Annotated in this window: 17 protein-coding genes and 1 tRNA gene; 8 read left to right on the top strand and 10 right to left on the bottom strand. The window is 52.0% G+C overall.

Annotated features, from left to right (window positions below):
- The first annotated feature begins 353 nt into the window (after positions 1-353).
- The 5 genes from HY768_10905 (at position 354) to HY768_10885 (ending at position 5,679) form a co-directional block, all read left to right on the top strand.
- Positions 354-713, top strand: a complete 360-nt coding sequence (locus HY768_10905) for a response regulator (GenBank protein ID MBI4727706.1) — start codon at positions 354-356, stop codon at positions 711-713.
- Between the two features lie 19 nt (positions 714-732).
- Complete coding sequence (locus HY768_10900; protein ID MBI4727705.1) at positions 733-1,851, top strand: omptin family outer membrane protease; 1,119 nt, start codon at positions 733-735, stop codon at positions 1,849-1,851.
- Between the two features lie 12 nt (positions 1,852-1,863).
- The gene (gene htpX, locus HY768_10895) at positions 1,864-2,718 is read left to right on the top strand and encodes a zinc metalloprotease HtpX (GenBank protein ID MBI4727704.1); all 855 of its coding nucleotides are present in this window, start codon (positions 1,864-1,866) and stop codon (positions 2,716-2,718) included.
- A gap of 274 nt (positions 2,719-2,992) precedes the next feature.
- Entirely contained in the window at positions 2,993-5,551 is a 2,559-nt protein-coding gene (locus HY768_10890; protein MBI4727703.1) for a M20/M25/M40 family metallo-hydrolase, read from the top strand.
- Positions 5,552-5,603: 52 nt separating this feature from the next.
- Positions 5,604-5,679 (top strand) — tRNA-Ile (locus HY768_10885).
- Between the two features lie 365 nt (positions 5,680-6,044).
- Here HY768_10885 and HY768_10880 read toward each other — a convergent pair.
- The 3 genes from HY768_10880 to HY768_10870 form a co-directional block, all read right to left on the bottom strand.
- On the bottom strand, positions 6,045-7,634 hold the full coding sequence (locus tag HY768_10880) for an amidohydrolase (GenBank protein ID MBI4727702.1): 1,590 nt from the start codon (positions 7,632-7,634) through the stop codon (positions 6,045-6,047).
- Positions 7,618-9,573, bottom strand: a complete 1,956-nt coding sequence (locus HY768_10875) for an ABC-F family ATP-binding cassette domain-containing protein (protein MBI4727701.1) — start codon at positions 9,571-9,573, stop codon at positions 7,618-7,620. The genes HY768_10880 and HY768_10875 overlap by 17 nt, the downstream gene beginning before the upstream one ends.
- A gap of 352 nt (positions 9,574-9,925) precedes the next feature.
- A complete protein-coding gene (locus tag HY768_10870) occupies positions 9,926-10,150 on the bottom strand; it encodes a hypothetical protein (protein MBI4727700.1) in 225 nt (74 codons plus the stop codon).
- Positions 10,151-10,176: 26 nt separating this feature from the next.
- Between HY768_10870 and HY768_10865 the strand changes: the two genes are divergently transcribed.
- Both HY768_10865 and HY768_10860 read left to right on the top strand, forming a co-directional pair.
- Entirely contained in the window at positions 10,177-10,683 is a 507-nt protein-coding gene (locus HY768_10865) for a transposase (protein MBI4727699.1), read from the top strand.
- A 30-nt stretch (positions 10,684-10,713) separates the two neighbouring features.
- Positions 10,714-11,052 (top strand): transposase, encoded by a 339-nt coding sequence (locus HY768_10860; GenBank protein MBI4727698.1) that lies wholly within the window; start codon positions 10,714-10,716, stop codon positions 11,050-11,052.
- A 71-nt stretch (positions 11,053-11,123) separates the two neighbouring features.
- Here HY768_10860 and HY768_10855 read toward each other — a convergent pair whose 3' ends face one another.
- On the bottom strand, positions 11,124-12,638 hold the full coding sequence (locus HY768_10855; GenBank protein ID MBI4727697.1) for a T9SS type A sorting domain-containing protein: 1,515 nt from the start codon (positions 12,636-12,638) through the stop codon (positions 11,124-11,126).
- A 142-nt stretch (positions 12,639-12,780) separates the two neighbouring features.
- On the opposite strand from HY768_10855, the gene HY768_10850 reads away from it, so the two are divergent.
- Positions 12,781-13,131, top strand: a complete 351-nt coding sequence (locus HY768_10850; protein ID MBI4727696.1) for a helix-turn-helix transcriptional regulator — start codon at positions 12,781-12,783, stop codon at positions 13,129-13,131.
- Between the two features lie 117 nt (positions 13,132-13,248).
- Here the strand turns inward: HY768_10850 and HY768_10845 are convergent, their stop codons facing one another.
- The 6 genes from HY768_10845 to HY768_10820 form a co-directional block, all read right to left on the bottom strand.
- Positions 13,249-13,470, bottom strand: a complete 222-nt coding sequence (locus tag HY768_10845) for a type II toxin-antitoxin system HicA family toxin (protein MBI4727695.1) — start codon at positions 13,468-13,470, stop codon at positions 13,249-13,251.
- Position 13,471: 1 nt separating this feature from the next.
- Positions 13,472-13,669 (bottom strand): hypothetical protein, encoded by a 198-nt coding sequence (locus HY768_10840; GenBank protein ID MBI4727694.1) that lies wholly within the window; start codon positions 13,667-13,669, stop codon positions 13,472-13,474.
- Between the two features lie 176 nt (positions 13,670-13,845).
- Positions 13,846-14,211, bottom strand: a complete 366-nt coding sequence (locus tag HY768_10835) for a hypothetical protein (GenBank protein MBI4727693.1) — start codon at positions 14,209-14,211, stop codon at positions 13,846-13,848.
- Positions 14,212-14,371: 160 nt separating this feature from the next.
- A complete protein-coding gene (gene rocD, locus HY768_10830) occupies positions 14,372-15,604 on the bottom strand; it encodes an ornithine--oxo-acid transaminase (GenBank protein MBI4727692.1) in 1,233 nt (410 codons plus the stop codon).
- A 233-nt stretch (positions 15,605-15,837) separates the two neighbouring features.
- Complete coding sequence (locus HY768_10825; GenBank protein ID MBI4727691.1) at positions 15,838-17,178, bottom strand: acetyl ornithine aminotransferase family protein; 1,341 nt, start codon at positions 17,176-17,178, stop codon at positions 15,838-15,840.
- A 200-nt stretch (positions 17,179-17,378) separates the two neighbouring features.
- Positions 17,379-17,604: T9SS type A sorting domain-containing protein (locus HY768_10820; GenBank protein MBI4727690.1), on the bottom strand; the 226-nt coding region annotated here is incomplete at its 5' end.

The raw sequence follows: 17,604 nt of genomic DNA, 5'->3' as shown, positions 1-17,604 counted from the left end.
TTATTTTATACCGGGCCTTTTTCTTGGTTTTATGTGTGATGCCTTTTTGATTGTTGAGCGATGTTTTCACCTTCTGGCCCCTTTCAGTTCGTTAATCACGGCCGATTATACCAAATTACCCCTTATTCACGCAACAAAGCCTTATAACGTTATCTTTGCCTGTTCCGACACCGAACTCACCCCTTGCCTCCGGCTTCCCCCTCTCTTGTTCGCCTTTGGCGGACTACGAAGTTTTTAAAAGAGAGGGGGACTTAGAGGAGGTGAGTTATTCTTTAAGCCCACCCGAAGGGCGCTAAGTTCACCGGGCGGGATAGCGTTAAGTTCAACTCTTTTAAAAGGGAAGGATGGGCGATATGGGAAAATTGCTGGTAGTGGACGACGAACAGAACATCCGTCTGCTTTATCAAAAGGAACTGGAGGCTCAGGGGCATCAGGTTACTGCCGCCGCCTCGGCCGAAGAGGCCCGGCAGTGCTTTGAAAAGGAAAAGCCGGAGCTGGTGGTGCTGGATTTGAAACTGACGGCCGAGGAAGGCGGCCTGGAGGCCCTGCGCTGGATGCGGGATTTTGACCCCAAAATCCCCATCGTCATCAACACCGCTTTTCCGGCTTACAAGGCCGATTTTTCGTCCTGGCTGGCCGACGCCTACCTAGTCAAGTCCGGCAACCTGGATGAACTGAAGTTAACAATTGAAAAACTTTTAAACAAAAACTAACATTGAAAAGGAGAGCAAAATGAAAAAGGTTCTGACCATTGGTTTTATGTTTTTGATCATATTTTTGATCAGCTCCTCCGGTTATTCGCAGGACACGACGGCAGTCACCTCGGCGGACTCAATTCCGGAAAACGCTTCCGCGGGGCCAACGACCACCCCCCAAAAAAGTTTTAGTTGGGGTGAAAAAATTGATCTATCTTTATCCCTCCAAGGGAAAAAAGTATCAGGGTATACCGAATATCATATCAAGTTCCCGACCAGTGTCTGGCACTGGGAAGACACCACCTGGGTGGAACATACAGTGAATGGACAGAGCGTATTGGCTTTTCCGGTTGATGGGTATCGGATCGAAGCGCTGGTCAACAGCAGGCTGAAACTATCAAAGAAGTTGACATTTATATTTGGACTTGGTTTCAGTACCATTATCAGCCAACCCAATGACGCGATGGTTGATTCCGACTACGTGGATCTCAGCAGCCTGGGTTCTTTCAGCAACTGGGTTAACGGCGCAACCCAATCGTCTGTCAGTTACAGCAACTATGAATTTTTGATCACTGCAGGTTATCCGTTGTTTTCAGGCAAACCATGGGAGGTGATTCCAATCGTGGGTTATCAAACCAGCAAGAATCGGTTTGACGTCATGGGGCTGGCGGGCTGGTACAATGTTTACGGTTACCGGGAAACTGTGGACTCATTATACTATGCCGGAATGAATGTCTCGGATTACGAAGTGACATATAACAGGATTATGACAGGCGCCCAGGTTAAGACAAAGGACGCAGCAAAAGTTGGATTTTCTCTTAAGGCGTTTTATTCGCCCTGGGTGAAAGCTTCGGATTATGATAACCATTTGTTGAGATTCAAAGAATCGTCCACCGAAGCGAAAGGAAAGGGATATTCCCTGGAAGGAACGATAAAAGTCTCGGTTTATACTACCAGGGCCGGTTCTATCTTGTCGGTTGGCGGTGGTTATTCAATGCTCAGGATCAAGGCCACCGGCAGCCAAATCCAAAAGTGGTATGGTGATGATCCTGCAACGGATGGTTTTGATGATACTGGGAGTGTTTCATCGCCCATAGATAATACACTTAAACTGCGGCAGAACAGTTTTAACGCTTTCATAGAATATAAATTATAAGGTCAAAAACTCATGAACCTTTTCAAAACAATCATCCTGATGTCCGGGCTTACTATTCTCTTGGTGCTATTGGGTGGTTATTATGGCGGCCAGCAGGGAGCGATAATGGCCCTGCTATTTGCCGGGGGCCTGAATTTTGTGGCTTACTGGTTCTCGGACAAGATCGCCTTAATGAGCTACAAGGCCCAGCCGGTGACCGAGGCCGAGGCCCCGGAACTCTACCACATGGTGCGGACCCTGGCCACCCGGGCCTCCCTTCCCATGCCCAAGGTCTACCTAATTCCTTCGGCCTCGCCCAATGCCTTCGCCACCGGGCGCGATCCCCAACACGCGGCGGTAGCAGTCACCCAGGGCATCATACAGATACTGAACCGCCAGGAACTGGAAGGGGTGATCGCCCACGAACTGGCCCATGTCCAGAACCGCGACATCCTGATAGCCACCATGGTGGCCACCATCGCCGGGGCCATCACCATGATAGCCCGAATGGCGGGCTACGTCGCCATGTTCGGGGGCTACGGCGGCGACCGGAACCGGGACCGGGGCGGCGGGGGAGCCTTGGGGATGATACTGATAATGATCCTGGCGCCGATAGCCGCACTGCTGATAAAGCTGTGGATCTCCCGCACCCGGGAATACTCGGCCGATTCCGGCGGGGCCCAGATAGCAGGAAATCCCCAAGGCCTGGCCAGCGCCCTGGAAAAACTGCAAACCGGGGTTCAAATGGCTCCGATGAACGCCAACCCGGCATCATCGCACCTGTTCATCGTCAATCCCCTTTCGGGCAAAAGCCTGATGAGCCTTTTTTCCACCCATCCCCCGATCAAAGAGAGAGTGGCAAAATTACGGGCCATGGGCAGGGGGTAGACTTGAGCATAAATAGGGTGTATAATAGTGGCAAATGATTATATACTTCGTTCAGGAACACTGGACACCGGGACACTTTGGAACTCATCCCCTCTATCCCCTTCTCTTGGATAAATGTGGGCTAATAGCAAGTAAGAGAAGGGGAAGCGCCTGCCCGCCGCAGGAGGGAAGGGGTTGAGTTTAGATTCTCTAACTCTATTATAGTTCTTCCCTGAATAGATGGGATAAAATAGTGGCGGCACCAAACATTCAAAATAATTTTATAAGGAAACTCATGAAGACAAGAAATCTGTTGACCGTAGTTTTGGCTTTGCTGACCGTTTCGGCCGTGACAAGCCTGGCCTCACCGGTAGATCTCTATTTGGTAAAATTTGCACCGGGCACGGATGTTTACCGGCTGGCCGGTTCCCAGAACTGGCCGGTGTACCACATTATTTCCGGCCATCAGGCCCTGGTCGGAAAAAAGTTGTCCGGATCGGACCATGAAGCGGTTTTGGAGTCTAACCAGATCTACCAAGGTCCTTCGGAAAACCTGCGCTGGGTGCACCTTAAAAGAAACAGCCAGTTGCCGGCCATCAAGGCTTTGTATGCCGGGAAAGACATGCTGCTGACGGATGCCGGCAATGTAGCCGCCGCCGGCATCAAAAGCGGGCGGGACTATATGGTCAAGTTTTTTAATCCCCGGCCAATGGTAATATCTCCGGCCGCTATAATCAGGAACAGCGGTTTGGCTCGGGATACAGCCGTGGCAACTCTTGTCCATCAGGTGGACACCGCCCAGGTGAGGACCAGGATCGAAGCTTTGCAGTCTTTTAACACCAGGTTTTTGGATGCCGCCAACCATGACTCGGTGGTGGGATGGATCAGAAACCAGTTCCTGGGCATGGGCATTGCCGATGTTAGGCTTGATACTTTTGACATCGGTTTCGGAGCCAAACAGCATAATATCATCGCCACCATACCCGGGCTTTTGGATACTTCCGTCGTGTATATCGTCGGCGGGCATTACGACTCCTACAGTCCCGAAAGATATACTCAGGCTCCGGGCGCAGATGACAACGCCTCCGGCACGGTGGCAGCCATGGAGATGGCCCGGGTGCTGGCTCAGCCGGGCAACCGGCCCAACTTTACAGTCAGGTTCATCGCCTTTGACGCGGAGGAATACGGGTTGTATGGCAGCGAATATTATGCTCAAAAGGCAGTTTCCGAAGGTATGGACATCGGCTGCATGCTCAATTACGACATGATAGGCTATAAGGGGAACGACAGCGTTTTCGTTTCCAAACTCTATACCGGATCGGAAAGCTACGCCTACCTGCTGGGCCAGATGGCCGGGTGGTACGGCCGGCTGGCCGACACCAACCTGGTGCCGGAGTATAACAGCGTATATCTTAACGGCAGCGACAGCTGGGAATTTTCCATCCGCGGCTTCCCGGTTACCTATAGTGAAGAGTTAGAATTTAGCACCGTCTATCATCAGACCAACGACAGCACCACCTACATGAGCATGCGTTACGTCACCAGCATCATCAAGGCCGGGATGGGATTGTTGGGGACACTGGCCAATTACCCCCAGAAGGTGGATGATGTTACGGCAAGCGACATCGGCACCGGGACAGAACTGGCGGTTCAGTGGACGCCGAATGCTGCAGCCAATATTGCAGGCTATAATATATATTACGGCAATGCCAGCGGGTACTATCCTAACAGCCAATATACCACAGCAGTTACCGACACCATTTCGGGACTGGCATCTAACATTAATTGTTATATTACCGTCCGGGCTGTTGACAGCGATGGCAGGGAAAGCCCGGTAGCTTCTGAAGTAATCGGCGTTCCGGTGCTGCTGGGCCTGGATCAGGGGGTGTTGGTGGTGGACGAGACCTATAACTGGACCACAGGGAACTTACCAAGGGACGCCCAGCAGGACAGCTTTTATAACTATATCCTGACGGGCTATAAATACGAACAGCACGAATACGGATCAAGCCTGCAAAAACCGACATTGGCGGACTTAGGGCCGTATTCCACCGTGGCCTGGTTTGCCGATGACTATAGCCAAATGCTGGCATCAGGTGCGGTGAACGACATAAAGCTCTATCTTGAAAACGGAGGCAAGATGTGGTTTGCCGGGTGGAAGCCAAGTAGTAACATCGGGAGCGCTTTATATGATTATTTTAAGATGTCATACGCAGGAGTCTCCGGCACTGCGGACTCCTTTAATACGGCAGTAGGTTTGAAAGGATACCAAAATATCACAGTAGATACTTTAAAATATCCCTCAACCATCTGGGGTAAAACCTTCCGGTATATAGAAGCCCTGGCGCCGTTGGCCGGGGCCGACACCATCTACGTGATTGATATGAAGAACGACGGCAGCCCTTTTGAAGGTAAAGCCTGCGCGGTGAGGGATTCCGGCAAGACGGTGTTTTTCGGGTTTCCTCTTTATTTTATGGACAGGGAGCAGGTAAAAACAGCGGCACAGAAAATCATGGCGGAGTTCGGGGAGCCGTTTACCGGGGTTTCCGGCAAACCCGAATTACCAATTACTAATTACGAATTTAGACTGTACCAGAACAATCCTAACCCATTTGCCCAATTAACAATTATCAGTTATCAATTAGCAAAATCAGGGTTGGTCAGCCTTAAAGTGTACAATGTGGCCGGGCAATTAGTAAGGGTATTGGATGAGGGGTATCGGATTTCGGGGGCACATAGCATTAAGTGGGACGGACGGGACGAAGGCGGCCTTAAGGTAAGCAACGGGGTTTACGTTTACCGCCTTGAAGCCGGAGGAATCAAAGGCGCTAAAAAAATGCTTTTGCTGCGATAGCAGTTGACGGGGACGGGCTAATTTTGCTATAATTGCAATTCAAATTCAGGCTGGGCCCTTAGCTCAACGGTTAGAGCAGCGGACTCATAATCCGTTGGTTCAGGGTTCGAATCCCCGAGGGCCCACCAGACTACGCCGTGGAGGCAATAATATTAGCCGGCTACGTCTGGCAAGCCAGACTACGCCATGGAGGCAATAATATTAGCCGGCTACGTCTGGCAAGCCAGACTATGCCATAAAGGTAATTATATTCTGCTGGCTTCCACCTTCGGCAGCCTTTGGCGGGCGCGTTGTTTGGCAAGCCATGATTAAAATGAGAACCCTGAACAGCGAAGTTGTAGGGTTCTCCGCCGGCCGGGATGCAGGACAGGTAGGCGACGGCGGACGCGTCGTCTGGCAAGCCGGACGATATGAGAACCGGGCCGCTGAATCCGGGAATAAAGAAAAGGCGGAGATTTGTAAAACAAATCTCCGCCTTTTTTGCATTTCAACTTTATATTTCTTTACCGCCGACAAATGTTCTTTCCACCTTCAGCTGGCTTATAGCCTCAGCCGGTGTCTGGAATATGTCATCTGACAAACATATGAAATCGGCCAGCTTGCCCGGCTTCAAGGCGCCGAGAATCTTTTCCCGCCCTCCGGCATAAGCGGCGTCTACCGTGTAGGCCCGCACGGCCCGCCGGATATTTATCCGTTCCTCAGGGTAAAATGCCGTTCCCGGATCATTTTCCTTCTGTCTGGTCACTGCCGCCTGGATGGCTTTGAAAGGGTTTGGCGTTTCAACCGGCGCATCGGACCCAAAAACAACAGTGGCTCCATTCCTGACCAAAGAACCAAAAGGATAGGCAGAGGCTTCCCGGCCGGCCCAGTGTTTTTTGATCAGGTCAATATCCGAAACCAAGTGCACCGGCTGGACCGAAGCAATTATGCCCAGCTCTTTAAATCGAGATATATCCGAAGTTTCCACTAACTGGCAATGCTCGATCCGTTGGCGCAAAGACTTGTCCAAGTTTCTGGTCTTTTGGTAAATATCCAGGGCCATTTTGTTGGCCGCGTCGCCGATGGCGTGGATGGCGCAGGCCATGCCGTGCCGGGCGGACGTTTTCACTAATGACAGCAATTGGTCGTAGTCGGCCACCTGCAGGCCGCAGGATCTGCCCGATGAATAAGCTTTAAGCATCAAAGCGGTCTGCGACCCCAGCGAGCCGTCGATGAAAAGCTTGAGGCCGCCGAATTTCAGAAAATCGTCGCCGAAGCCGGACCGGAGTTCCAGCCCAACTGCTTCGGACAAGGAATCCTCCCGCAGGTAGGCCACGGCCCTCAAGAGCAGCAGGCCATCCCGGTTCAGCCGCTGCAAAAGGGAAAACTCCAAACCGGTCTCCATGGTATGAAATCCGGTCAGCCCCAGTTTGGCGAAGGCCAGTTGGCCCAGGCGCAAAGCTTCTCGTTGTTCCTTTTCCGAGGGCTTGGGGATCCTTGAATAACATTGGTTGGCGGCCTCTTCCCGGACAATGCCGGAGGGACGCCCATCTTTATCTTTTTCCACCAGGCTTCCGGGGAGACCGTTCATCCCGGAACTCAGTTCCAGTTCCCTGATGGCGGCCGAATTCAGCCAGGCGGTATGCCAGTCCTTGCTCCACAAAAAGACCGGGTTATGGGGAGCTATGGCGTCTAGATCGCTTTTGTGGGGTAGGCGGCCTTCGGTCCAGAGATTTTTGTTCCAGCCGGCGCCCAAGAGCCATTGGCCGGGTTTTTTGTTTTTCAGGTAATTAGCGGTTTCCGCCAGGCAGTCTTTCAGGGAGCGCAAGCCGTCAAGATTGGGCCGGGTGAGCATCAGGGAGTAACCGCAAAAATGGGTGTGGCAATCGGTGAAGCCCGGCAGGACCGTCATTCCCTGCAGATCTATGATCTCGGGTTTCAAAGATTTATATCCGGCCAGCAGTTCCTTTTGGGTTCCCACCGACAGGATGGTTCCGGTAAAAGCGTCGTAGGCCAAGGCTTCGGCCGTACTTTTGTCCGCCAGTGTATGGATCCTGGCATTGATGAAAAGCCTTACCACTCCTGTCTTAACCACTTTCTTCATGATGATGCTCCCAGCGGTCATACAGATATTTAAGCTCCTTGCGGTTTTTGTCAAAATCGTTCATCAGATCCTTCATCTTCGGGCCGTCCTTATATATGGCGGGATCCGCCAGGCCGCCCCGGTCCGATTCCAAGAGCGTCTGCTTCTTTTCCAACAAATGGATCCTTTCCTCCAGTTCGGCCACCATCCTCTTATTCTTCCGCTGCCCGGCAGCCTGTCGGGACTTTTGTTTTTTAGTTTCCGCCCAAAGCAGTTTGTCCGACGGCAGTTTACCGTCCGAAACCATTTCCTTAACGGGCTGGAGAATGGCCGCAACAGTCTGAGCCAGCAGGGACTCTTTTTTATCCAGATACTCGGTGTAGTTGCCGGGGAACAATCTGATCCGCCGGTCGGCCACCTCCACCACGGTGTCCACCACCTGATCCAGCAGGTAACGGTCGTGGGTCACCAGCGCCACTGCGCCCCGATATTCTTTTAAGGCCTGCTCCAGGATCTCCTTGCCCTTAAGGTCCAGGTGGTTGGTGGGCTCGTCCATGATTAAAAGATTGGCCGGCAAAAGCAGGGTGCAGCACAGGGCCAGCCGGGCCTTTTCACCGCCGGAAAGCACCGAGACTTTTTTGTAGACATCGTCCCCGGGGAAAAGAAAGGAACCCAGGATGGTACGGATCCGGCCCGGAGTTTCCAGGGGGATCACATCCTCCACCTGCTGGTAGACGGTCTTCTTGTCGTCCAGCATTTCGGCGGTGTGCTGGGCAAAGTAGGCCGACCTAAGCTGGGGCGATTCCACCATTTCCCCGGAGGTGGGAGTTTCCACCCGGGCCAGCATTTTAAGCAGGGTGGACTTGCCCGCGCCGTTTAAGCCCACCAGCCCCAGCTTGTGCCCGTTCTCCACCTGTAGATCCACACTGTTAAGAACCTGTTTGGCGCCGTAGTGCTTGGAGACATCCTTAAGGGTAACCATATTGCGTCCGCAGTAGGGGGGCTGGGGCAGGTTGAGCCGGAAACTTTTGACCGTGGAAGGAAGGTCCACCCGCTGCTGCTGGAGTTTTTTGATCATCTTCTCCCGGCTGGTGACCATGGCCCGCTTGATATAATTGCCCTTCCAGCGGCAGACGAATTCCTTTAAATGTTCAATCTCCTTGTCCTGTTCAATTTGCCGCTTGATCAGCAGCTCCCGCCGTTTTTCCTTTTCTGAAAGATACCCGGAATAATTGGCGTGATAGACGTTCAGCCGGCCGTGTTCCAGTTCAAATATCTTCTTGACCGTGCGGTCGAGGAAATAACGGTCGTGGGAGATCATCACCGCGGCGCCCTTGAAGCTTTTTAAAAAATTTTCCAGGTATTCCATGGACTCGATATCCAGATGGTTGGTGGGTTCGTCCAGAAACAGATAGGAGGGCTCCTGCAACAGCAGCTTGGCCAGGGCCAGGCGCATCTGCCAGCCGCCGGAGAATGTCTCCACCGGACGGGAGAAGTCGTCCCCGGAGAAGCCCAGGCCCTGGAGTACAGATTTGGTGCGGCTTTCCAGCTGGTAGCCGTCCTGTTCCTCAAACAGATGATGCAGTTCGCCGTAGCGCTCGACCACCGCCGGCAGTTCAGGGTCGTCCTGGGACATAGCGGCCATCAAATGGGAAAGTTCCTCGGCCTCGTCCCGCATGGCGTGGCGGTCGGCAAAAACGGAGGAAGCCTCCTCCAGCACGGTCCGGCCCTTGAAAACGATCTCCTGCTGGGGCAGGTAGCCGGTGCGCATCCGCTTGGCTGCGGCCACCCCGCCGGCGGTCGGAGCCTGCAAGCCCAGGGCTATCCTGAACAAAGTGGTCTTGCCGGCGCCGTTGGGGCCCACCAGGGCGATGCGCTCGGAAAGCCCGATGTTCCAGGTAATATCCTTGAAGAGGATCTTTTCGCCGAAGGAAACTGATATGTTGGAAAGTTGGATCATTTGAACAGGGATCTATTAGAGAATTTGTGGATGAGCGGAGTGAAAAAGAGCTTGAGCATTGTGGCGTCTTTTGTTAGAATGGGATTACACCAAACCATTCAAAACAGAAGGAGTGCCAACAATGCTCGTAGAAACTATACTCCATCGCTGCCATAAAATCAAGGGTTTTATTCATCAGCCCTCACGTTTTTCTACCCGGCGGAGAAAGACGATCATCTTTGATACCGGTGCTCTCAGCCAAGAGCCGGCCGGGTCGCTGCCACCTCTGCCTCAAGGAAGGCCCGGTCTATGATCACCTGCCAGAGCGGCGCTTCCAGTTTGTACCGTTGTGGAACTACCCTGCCTATTTGCTCTATGCGCCCCGCTGTATTGATTGTCCGGAACATGGGCCGACGGTGGAAGCGATGCCGTGGGCCAGCGGCAAAAGCCCGATATGCACGGTGTTCCGTGTATTCCTGGCCCACTGGGCGAAGCATCTATCGTGGATGCAGGTTGCCCGTTCCTTCGGCGTTACCTGGGATATTGTTCGTGATGCTGTCAGCAATGTGGTGACGTATGGCTTGGCCCATCGGAACATGGACGGCATCAAATCTATCGGCGTCGATGAAATCCTCTACCAGGCCTTCAAAATTCCTCATCCTGGTCTATCAGCTGGCTGCCGGCTGCCGGCGACTGCTCTATGTCGGAGACAGCCGTAAGGTCAAAACCTTGCTGCGATTCTTCGTCCGATTGGGACAAGAGAGATGCCGTGGCATCGCCGCCACTTGTTCCGACCTCTGGAAGCCCTACCTGAAAGTGCTGAGGAAAAAGGCGCCCGCCGTCCTGATGGTGTTGGACCGCTTTCACATCATGCAGTACCTCAACTACGCCCGCGACACCATTCGCCGTCAAGAGACTCACGAACTGAAAAGAAAGGGCCGGATGCCGCTCTTGGAAAACAACCGGCGGTACATCCTGAAAAACAAGGAGAACCAAACCGAAAAGCAACTGGCCCGGCTGTCCGAGCTATTGTGGCACAATCTGAAAACCACCCGGAGCTATTTGCTGAAAGTCGCACTCCTGCCTGCGCGCCTGCCTATGCCGAAGCGGCCACGCGCAGGCAGGCCGTAGTGCACCTGCCGTAGCTTTAGCGTAGGCACAGTGCCGGCGTTTCGGCACGCAGGCCTGTCGTTCTGGGAGTCCGCCACCGTTGCCGAGGCAGATCAGTTTTTATCTTCCTGGATCGCCCTGGTCATGCGTTCCCGGTTGGAGCCATTGAAGAAAGTGGCCAAACGATTCCGCCGCCATAAACAGCTTATGCTGAACTGGTTCCTCGTTACGCCACGTCTTTCAAACGGTATTACCGAAGGGTTCAACCTGAAAGCAAAGTTGACCATGAGAAAATCTTACGGCTTCCGCTATTATCGCACCATTGAACTTGCGCTCTATCATACACTTGGTAATTTACCTGCGCCCCCGCTTACCCATGAATTCTTATAGGCAGCCATAGATATAAAATACAAGCAAAAAGCCCCGATATTTATATCGGGGCTTTTTAACGACAATTTTAACTACTTTAAAATCATCATTTTCTTGGTGGTTGCCTTGCCGTCAACTTCAAGAGAGTATAAATATGTGCCGCTGGCAACCCTTTGCCCGTCATTGTTTATGCCATTCCAGGTGAATTTGTAATTGCCGGCTTTCTTTGCTTCGTTGACGGCCGATTTTACCACCTGGCCAAGTGCGTTGTATATGTTAAGTTTTACAAAACCATTGTTGGGGATGGAGTATGCAATGGTTGTAAAACTTTGTGTTGGGTTTGGATAATTCTGATTGAGAAATAATGCGGCATCTCTTGTCGGTGTAATTGAACCGGATGACACTCCCGTCCATCCGCTTGCCTGATAGAGAACAATCTGCCCTGGCGCAGAGATTATTTCAGAGATCCCATCATTATCCGCATCGGCTATGCCAACCCAGCTCTCCCAGTGATTGGGTTCCGTTTGGTGGAAGTATTTCAGCTCAAAAGTAGCGCCATTCCATGCATAGACGCCCCAGCCTGCGCTGCAAGTGTCAAAACTTGAAGCGACATCTGACCACCAAACGGCGCTAAAGAGAATTTGGTTTTTTGATGGACTCACATTCAACGCGTTGCCAATCTGCACGTCGCAGGCCAATATTTTGGGACTTTGCCAAAGCAGATTATATGTGCCGGCATTGTATCTATAAACCCTTATGCCGACGCTATCCGGATGCCAGTCACCACCATGTGAAGCGGCAACAATCTCGTTCAAACCGTCGTTGTCAACATCGCCGCATACCGCATGCATCTGGCCAATGGTCGGACTATCCCACTGCAACGCGTAGGCGCTGCCGTTCCATTTATAGACCCTGACATCCCATGTGCCCCAATTGGCCGTGCCCACTAATATTTCATTGTTGCCGTCATTGTCGCAATCGGCCACTTGAACGCTGCGGACATCGCTTATATAGCCGCTATTAAAACTTTCCGTAAAGTTGTTGCTTCCGGTATGTTCATAAACTCGGAAGCACCGGCCATACCAGTCAAAACCGACCACCAATTCATTTTGACCATCGTTATCGCAATCGCCTATGGCTAGGTCTCTCTCACCAAAACGCTGGCTCGAATATGTTGTATCCCAAACATTAGTCCAAATATCCCCGCCGGAATATGCCCAGATAGACAAATGAGCCTGACCGCCGTCGGTGGCGCTACCGTTTAAAACAGCTATCTCATTTACGCCGTCATTGTTGACATCGCCAATGCAAACAGCCTGTACGCCCCCCTCGCCTGCGTACATGGTATCGTACCATACGATCCCAGTGCCGGGTCTGTAGACATAAAGAGCCCGCCGGTATTGGGGAAAATTGCCATCGTACCACATAAAACTTTCGCTTTCGCCAATGGCAATTTCGTTGGCACTGCTGAGGTCAACATTACCGACGGCAAAACATCTTGCTGTGTTTGCCGCTGGTACGACATCTTTTGAAATGCTTTGGGCAAAGCATAACTGTGCCGACAGAAGAATGGCCAGCACAAAGAGGGGAAGGAACCTTTTTGACATGGTGGGACTCCTTTTTAATGGTTTGTGGTTTTTTGTTATCATTATTATACGATAAATACTCGTATTATGTCAAGATAAATCTTGTGTTTTATCTGTTAATTATTTCTGTTCCTTTTGGTAAAGTTATGAAAAAGGACACGATATGGAATCGCAAAAGAAGACACTTGGCAGGCGCATTCGCGAACTGCGAAAAGCCCGGGGCCTGACCCAGGAACAATTGGCCGAGCGGACGGACTTGGACTATACTTCCATCGGGGCGTTGGAGCGGGGAGTGTTCAACCCCTCGCTTAATACCGCCGGAAAGATAGCCGTTGCCTTGGGCATCAGCATTCATCAACTGATAACCATACCCAAAGGCAAACCAGCCACCGAAAAAGAAATAAGGCTCCATCATATCGCGGAAAGATTAGACAAATTGGATCCAAACTCGTTGAAACTCATCGATGAGTTTATCAGTTCTGTATTGCCATGGATAAAAACCAATAAAAAATAGAAACTGTCCTTTTAATGGCAGTTTCTATTTTTCGTAAAAAGAAAGGCCGTTCCCTTCAAATTAGGAACGGCCTTTCTTTTGGCAACCTTAGTTTATAGCCTTTTAACTATTGAATAATCATTTTAGTTTACTTTCCCACTCTACCAAAGATATTCCTGCTTGCCGCAAGATTTGTCTTAACAGGTCTATCCCAATATCGCCCGACCCATGAGGGTTAGGCACACGCAACTTAAGCTCGCCCTTTATCATGAATTGATGCTTGCCGCCCGGATAGGGGCCGGTAAAACCGAACAATCCAAGCCCACGTATCAATTCCCTTCGTTTAATATTGCCCGGCATATTATGCCGCCAATGCCCCGCGCCGCGTTTTTACCGGTTGTTTCAACATTCGCCACTCCGCCAAGACTTCACTCAATTCTTTTTCGCACTCGCGTTTATCGGTCTGATTTACCCAAACTCCCTTACAACTCGGGATTTCAGCAAACCACGTGCCGTCGCTTAATTTCTTATAAATTGCGCTGTTTAATAATAATTGCATTTCACCTGGCCGGTATTTTATCTGTTGAGAACCATAAACAGACGGCCTTGCAGGCGACGGTTTAAAAATAACTATATTGTGTTTACTTACCGCCCTGGTAAAAATTGATACTTTCCTGGCAGTAAGAAAAGAAGCCCTTTCCAGCGCTTTTTGTTTGTTCTCAACATTTACGAAATTCATTTTTTATTGTCTTTCCTCAACTCTTCATTTTCTTTTTTCAACTTGACAATCATACTATCATTTTCGTTTTGCTGCCTTTTTAACGAATAAATCTGTTGGCTAAGTGCCTCGGTCATTTTACGCAATTCACTCATTTCTTTTTCAAGCTGCAACGCATGATTTTTAAGTTTTGCGTTATCGGTAATCCATAAACGTAATTGGCTTTTCAAATATTCACGCTCTGCAGTAACTCTGCTTAATGCATTTTGAGCCGTCTGCAAATTTTTTGCCTTTTCCGCTTGCCCTATCGCTTGCAATAGATTCCCAATGACGCTACTTATAAATATAGCGTCCTTTATTTGAGGGGGGTTTGGTTTTTTCATGTTTTTACTCCTTTACAACTTAATTTAGTATAACAAAATATCTATCATTAGTCAATATTATTTCGTTTAGAATACTTCGGTTTAGCAATCACTGAAAAAGGCGGCCTAAAATAGAAGGCCGCCTTTTTATGTATCTGCGCAAAAGTATTTTTACTTATCCTCAGTGCGTTTCGGTTTTGGCCACCGGCACGTCCATCTCCAGCGCCTTGGCTATCAGCTTGACCGCCCAGTCCACTTCCTTCTTGGTGATCACTAAGGGCGGGGCAAAACGAATGGTCTGGGCGTGGGTGTCCTTGGCCAGCATCCCCAGTTTCATCATTCGTTCGCAGTAGGGGCGGGCCTTGCCGGCCTCTGGACGCAGCTCCATCCCGGTCAACAGTCCAATGCCGCGGACCTCCTTGATCTTGTTGGTCTTTAAGGCCCGGAGCTGCTTGCGGAAATAGTCTCCCATCTCCCGGGCTTTCCTGTCCAGGGCCTCTTTTTTCAGGACATCCAGGGCCGCGCTGCCGATGGCGCATGCCAGCGGGTTGCCGCCGAAGGTGCTGCCGTGCTGGCCGGGCTTGATCACCTCCATCACGTTCCATCGGGTTAAAACCGCCGAGACCGGATAGATCCCGCCGCCCAGGGCCTTGCCCACTATCATCACGTCCGGCTTGGCGTTCTCGTGCTGCCAGCAGAAGGGCTTGCCGGTGCGGCAGAATCCGGTCTGGACCTCGTCTAAAATGAATAGTATATTGTGGCGGCGACAGATCTCCTTGCACTTGGTCAAATAACCCTTATTGGGAACTATAACCCCGGCCTCGCCCTGAATCGGCTCCACCATGAAGGCCACGGTGTTGAGGGTGATGGCCTTCTCCACCTCCTCGGGGCTGTTATAGGGAACAATCTTGAAGCCCGGGGCGGCCGGCCCGAATCCCTCGTAGGCGTCGGGGTCGGTGGAAAAGCTGACGATGGTGGTGGTGCGGCCGTGGAAGTTTTCGGCGCAGACTATGATCTCGGCCTGGTTCCTGGTGATCTTCTTTTTTTCGTAGCCCCACTTGCGGGCCAGCTTGATGGCGGTCTCCACCGCTTCGGCCCCGGTGTTCATGGGGAGGGCGGCCTCCATTTGGGAATACTGGCAGAGCTTCCTCAGGAACGGCCCCAACTGATCATTGTGAAAGGCCCGGCTGGTCAGGGTCAGGCGGCCTGCCTGCCTGGTCATGGCCTTGATGATGGCCGGATGCCGGTGCCCCTGGTTGACCGCCGAGTAGGCCGAAAGCATGTCTAAATATTTTTTCCCCTCCACGTCCCAGACCCAGATCCCCTGGGCTTTGCCGATTACCACCGGCAGCGGGCGGTAGTTATGGGCTCCGTATTTCTCGGTCATCCGGATCATATCTTTGCTTTTGGACATATCGCCGCTCCTATATATTTATGATTTATTATGGCTTTCTGAAACCCTGCAAAACTAACCGCTGATGGCCTACCTGACGTTGGCCGAGTGGTCGGTGGTTTCGATACGCCCCGCCGCCGGCTGAGTGGCCAAAGGCCTTATCGAAGCCAGGCGGGGCACTCAATCACCGACTGTATCGAGGCCAGGCAGGCGCCACTCCGTGGTAAAAGTTCCTTGCGCAAAAATCTCTCTGTTTATGTTTTTCGGCTGACCTGCTTAATGCACTGTTCGATGATCTCCAGCCCCACCTTGGCCTCATCTTTGGAGATGACTAAAGGCGGGCAGATCCTTAAGGTGTTGGTGCCGCAGCCCAGCGTCAGCAGACCGCGCTTGAAGGCTTCCTGGATGACGGCTTCCATCTTGTCGTGGGACTTGGTCCTGGTCTTTTTGCTTTCCACAATTTCAACTCCGATCATCAGGCCCTGGCCCCGCACGTCGCCGATGATGTCATATTTTTTCTGCATTCTTTTGAACTCGGCCAGCAGGTAGGCCCCCACCCCGGTGGCGTTCTTCATCAGGCCGTCCCGTATCAGATCAAAGGTGGCGATGCCGGCGGCGCAGCACACCGGGTTCCCGCTGAAGGTGTTGCCGTGGCTGCCTGGTTTCCAGTTCATGACCTGGGCCGAGGCGATGATGGCCCCCATCGGCATGCCGCTGGCGATGCCCTTGGCCAGGGTGATGATGTCCGGCCTCACCTTGAAGTGCTCGATGGCGAACCATTTCCCGGTGCGGCCCATGCCCGACTGGATCTCGTCGGCGATCAGCAGTATTCCGTGCTTGTCGCACAGCCTGCGGATGGCTTGCAGGGCCGGAGCCGGCGGCACCACGTAGCCGCCCTCGCCCTGGATGGGTTCGATGATCAGCCCGGCCACCTCCTCCGGCGGCAGGAAGGTTTTAAGGACGGTGTCTTCTATGTATTTGACGCATTCCAGGCTGCAGCCGGGATAGGTCTGGTTGAAAACGCAGCGGTAGCAGTTGGGATACGGCACGTGGGTAACGCCGGGCATGGTGGGAAAAAACCCTTTCTTCTGGGTGGGTTTTGATCCGGTGCAAGAGACCGCCCCCATGGTCCGCCCGTGGAAGGCTCCGATGAAGGAGATGAACTGGGGCCGTCCGGTGTGGTAGCGGGCCAGCTTTAAGGCCCCCTCCACCGCCTCGGCCCCGGAGTTGCAGAAAAACACCCGGTTATCCTTACCGGTGGGAGAGATGAAATTGAGCCGCTCGGCCAGGGCCACCTCGGGCTCGTAATAGAAATCGGTGCCGGAAAAATGGATGAATTTTTCGGCCTGGCGCTGAATGGCCTCCACCACCTTGGGGTGGCTGTGGCCGGTGGAGTTGACCGCGATCCCGGCGCAGAAGTCCAGCATCACGTTGCCGTCCACGTCAGTCAGCCAGACCCCCTGGCCCCGGTCAATCACCGCCGGGTAGTCGCGGGTATAGGAGGGCGAAAGCGAGCATTGGTCGCGCTTGACGATGGCCTTAGCTCTGGGTCCCGGCAGGGTTGTTTTTAAGATCGGCCGTTTAAGGGAAGACATGGCGGCTACCTTCTGATTTTATTTTTAATTTTTCCCGATTTTCAAAAGTCTACTAAAACATATTATTTTATCACATTTTACCGGTAAAATCAACCTTATCAGGTCGAATGTAAAATCTGAGCAGTTTGATTTTTGTCCCGTTTTTGTCCATCCAAATAAAAAAGCCGAAGCATAAGCTTCGGCTTTTTTGATCTGCTTAACTACTTTATCACTACCATCTTTTTAGTATCAATAAAATCCCCCGCCTGTAGCCGGTAAATATAGACCCCGGAAGAAACTTTTAAACCGCCCCCGTCTTTACCGTCCCATTCCACCCGATAGGCCCCGGCCGGTTTGGCTTCATTTACCAGCGTCTTCACCAACTGCCCCAGGGCGTTGTAGATTTTGAGCGAGACCTGGCCGGACTTGGTTAATTGATAATTAATC

Source organism: candidate division TA06 bacterium (genome assembly GCA_016208585.1).
Lineage (GTDB): Bacteria > Edwardsbacteria > AC1 > AC1 > EtOH8 > UBA5202.
This window is presented reverse-complemented; position numbering and strand designations above follow the sequence as displayed.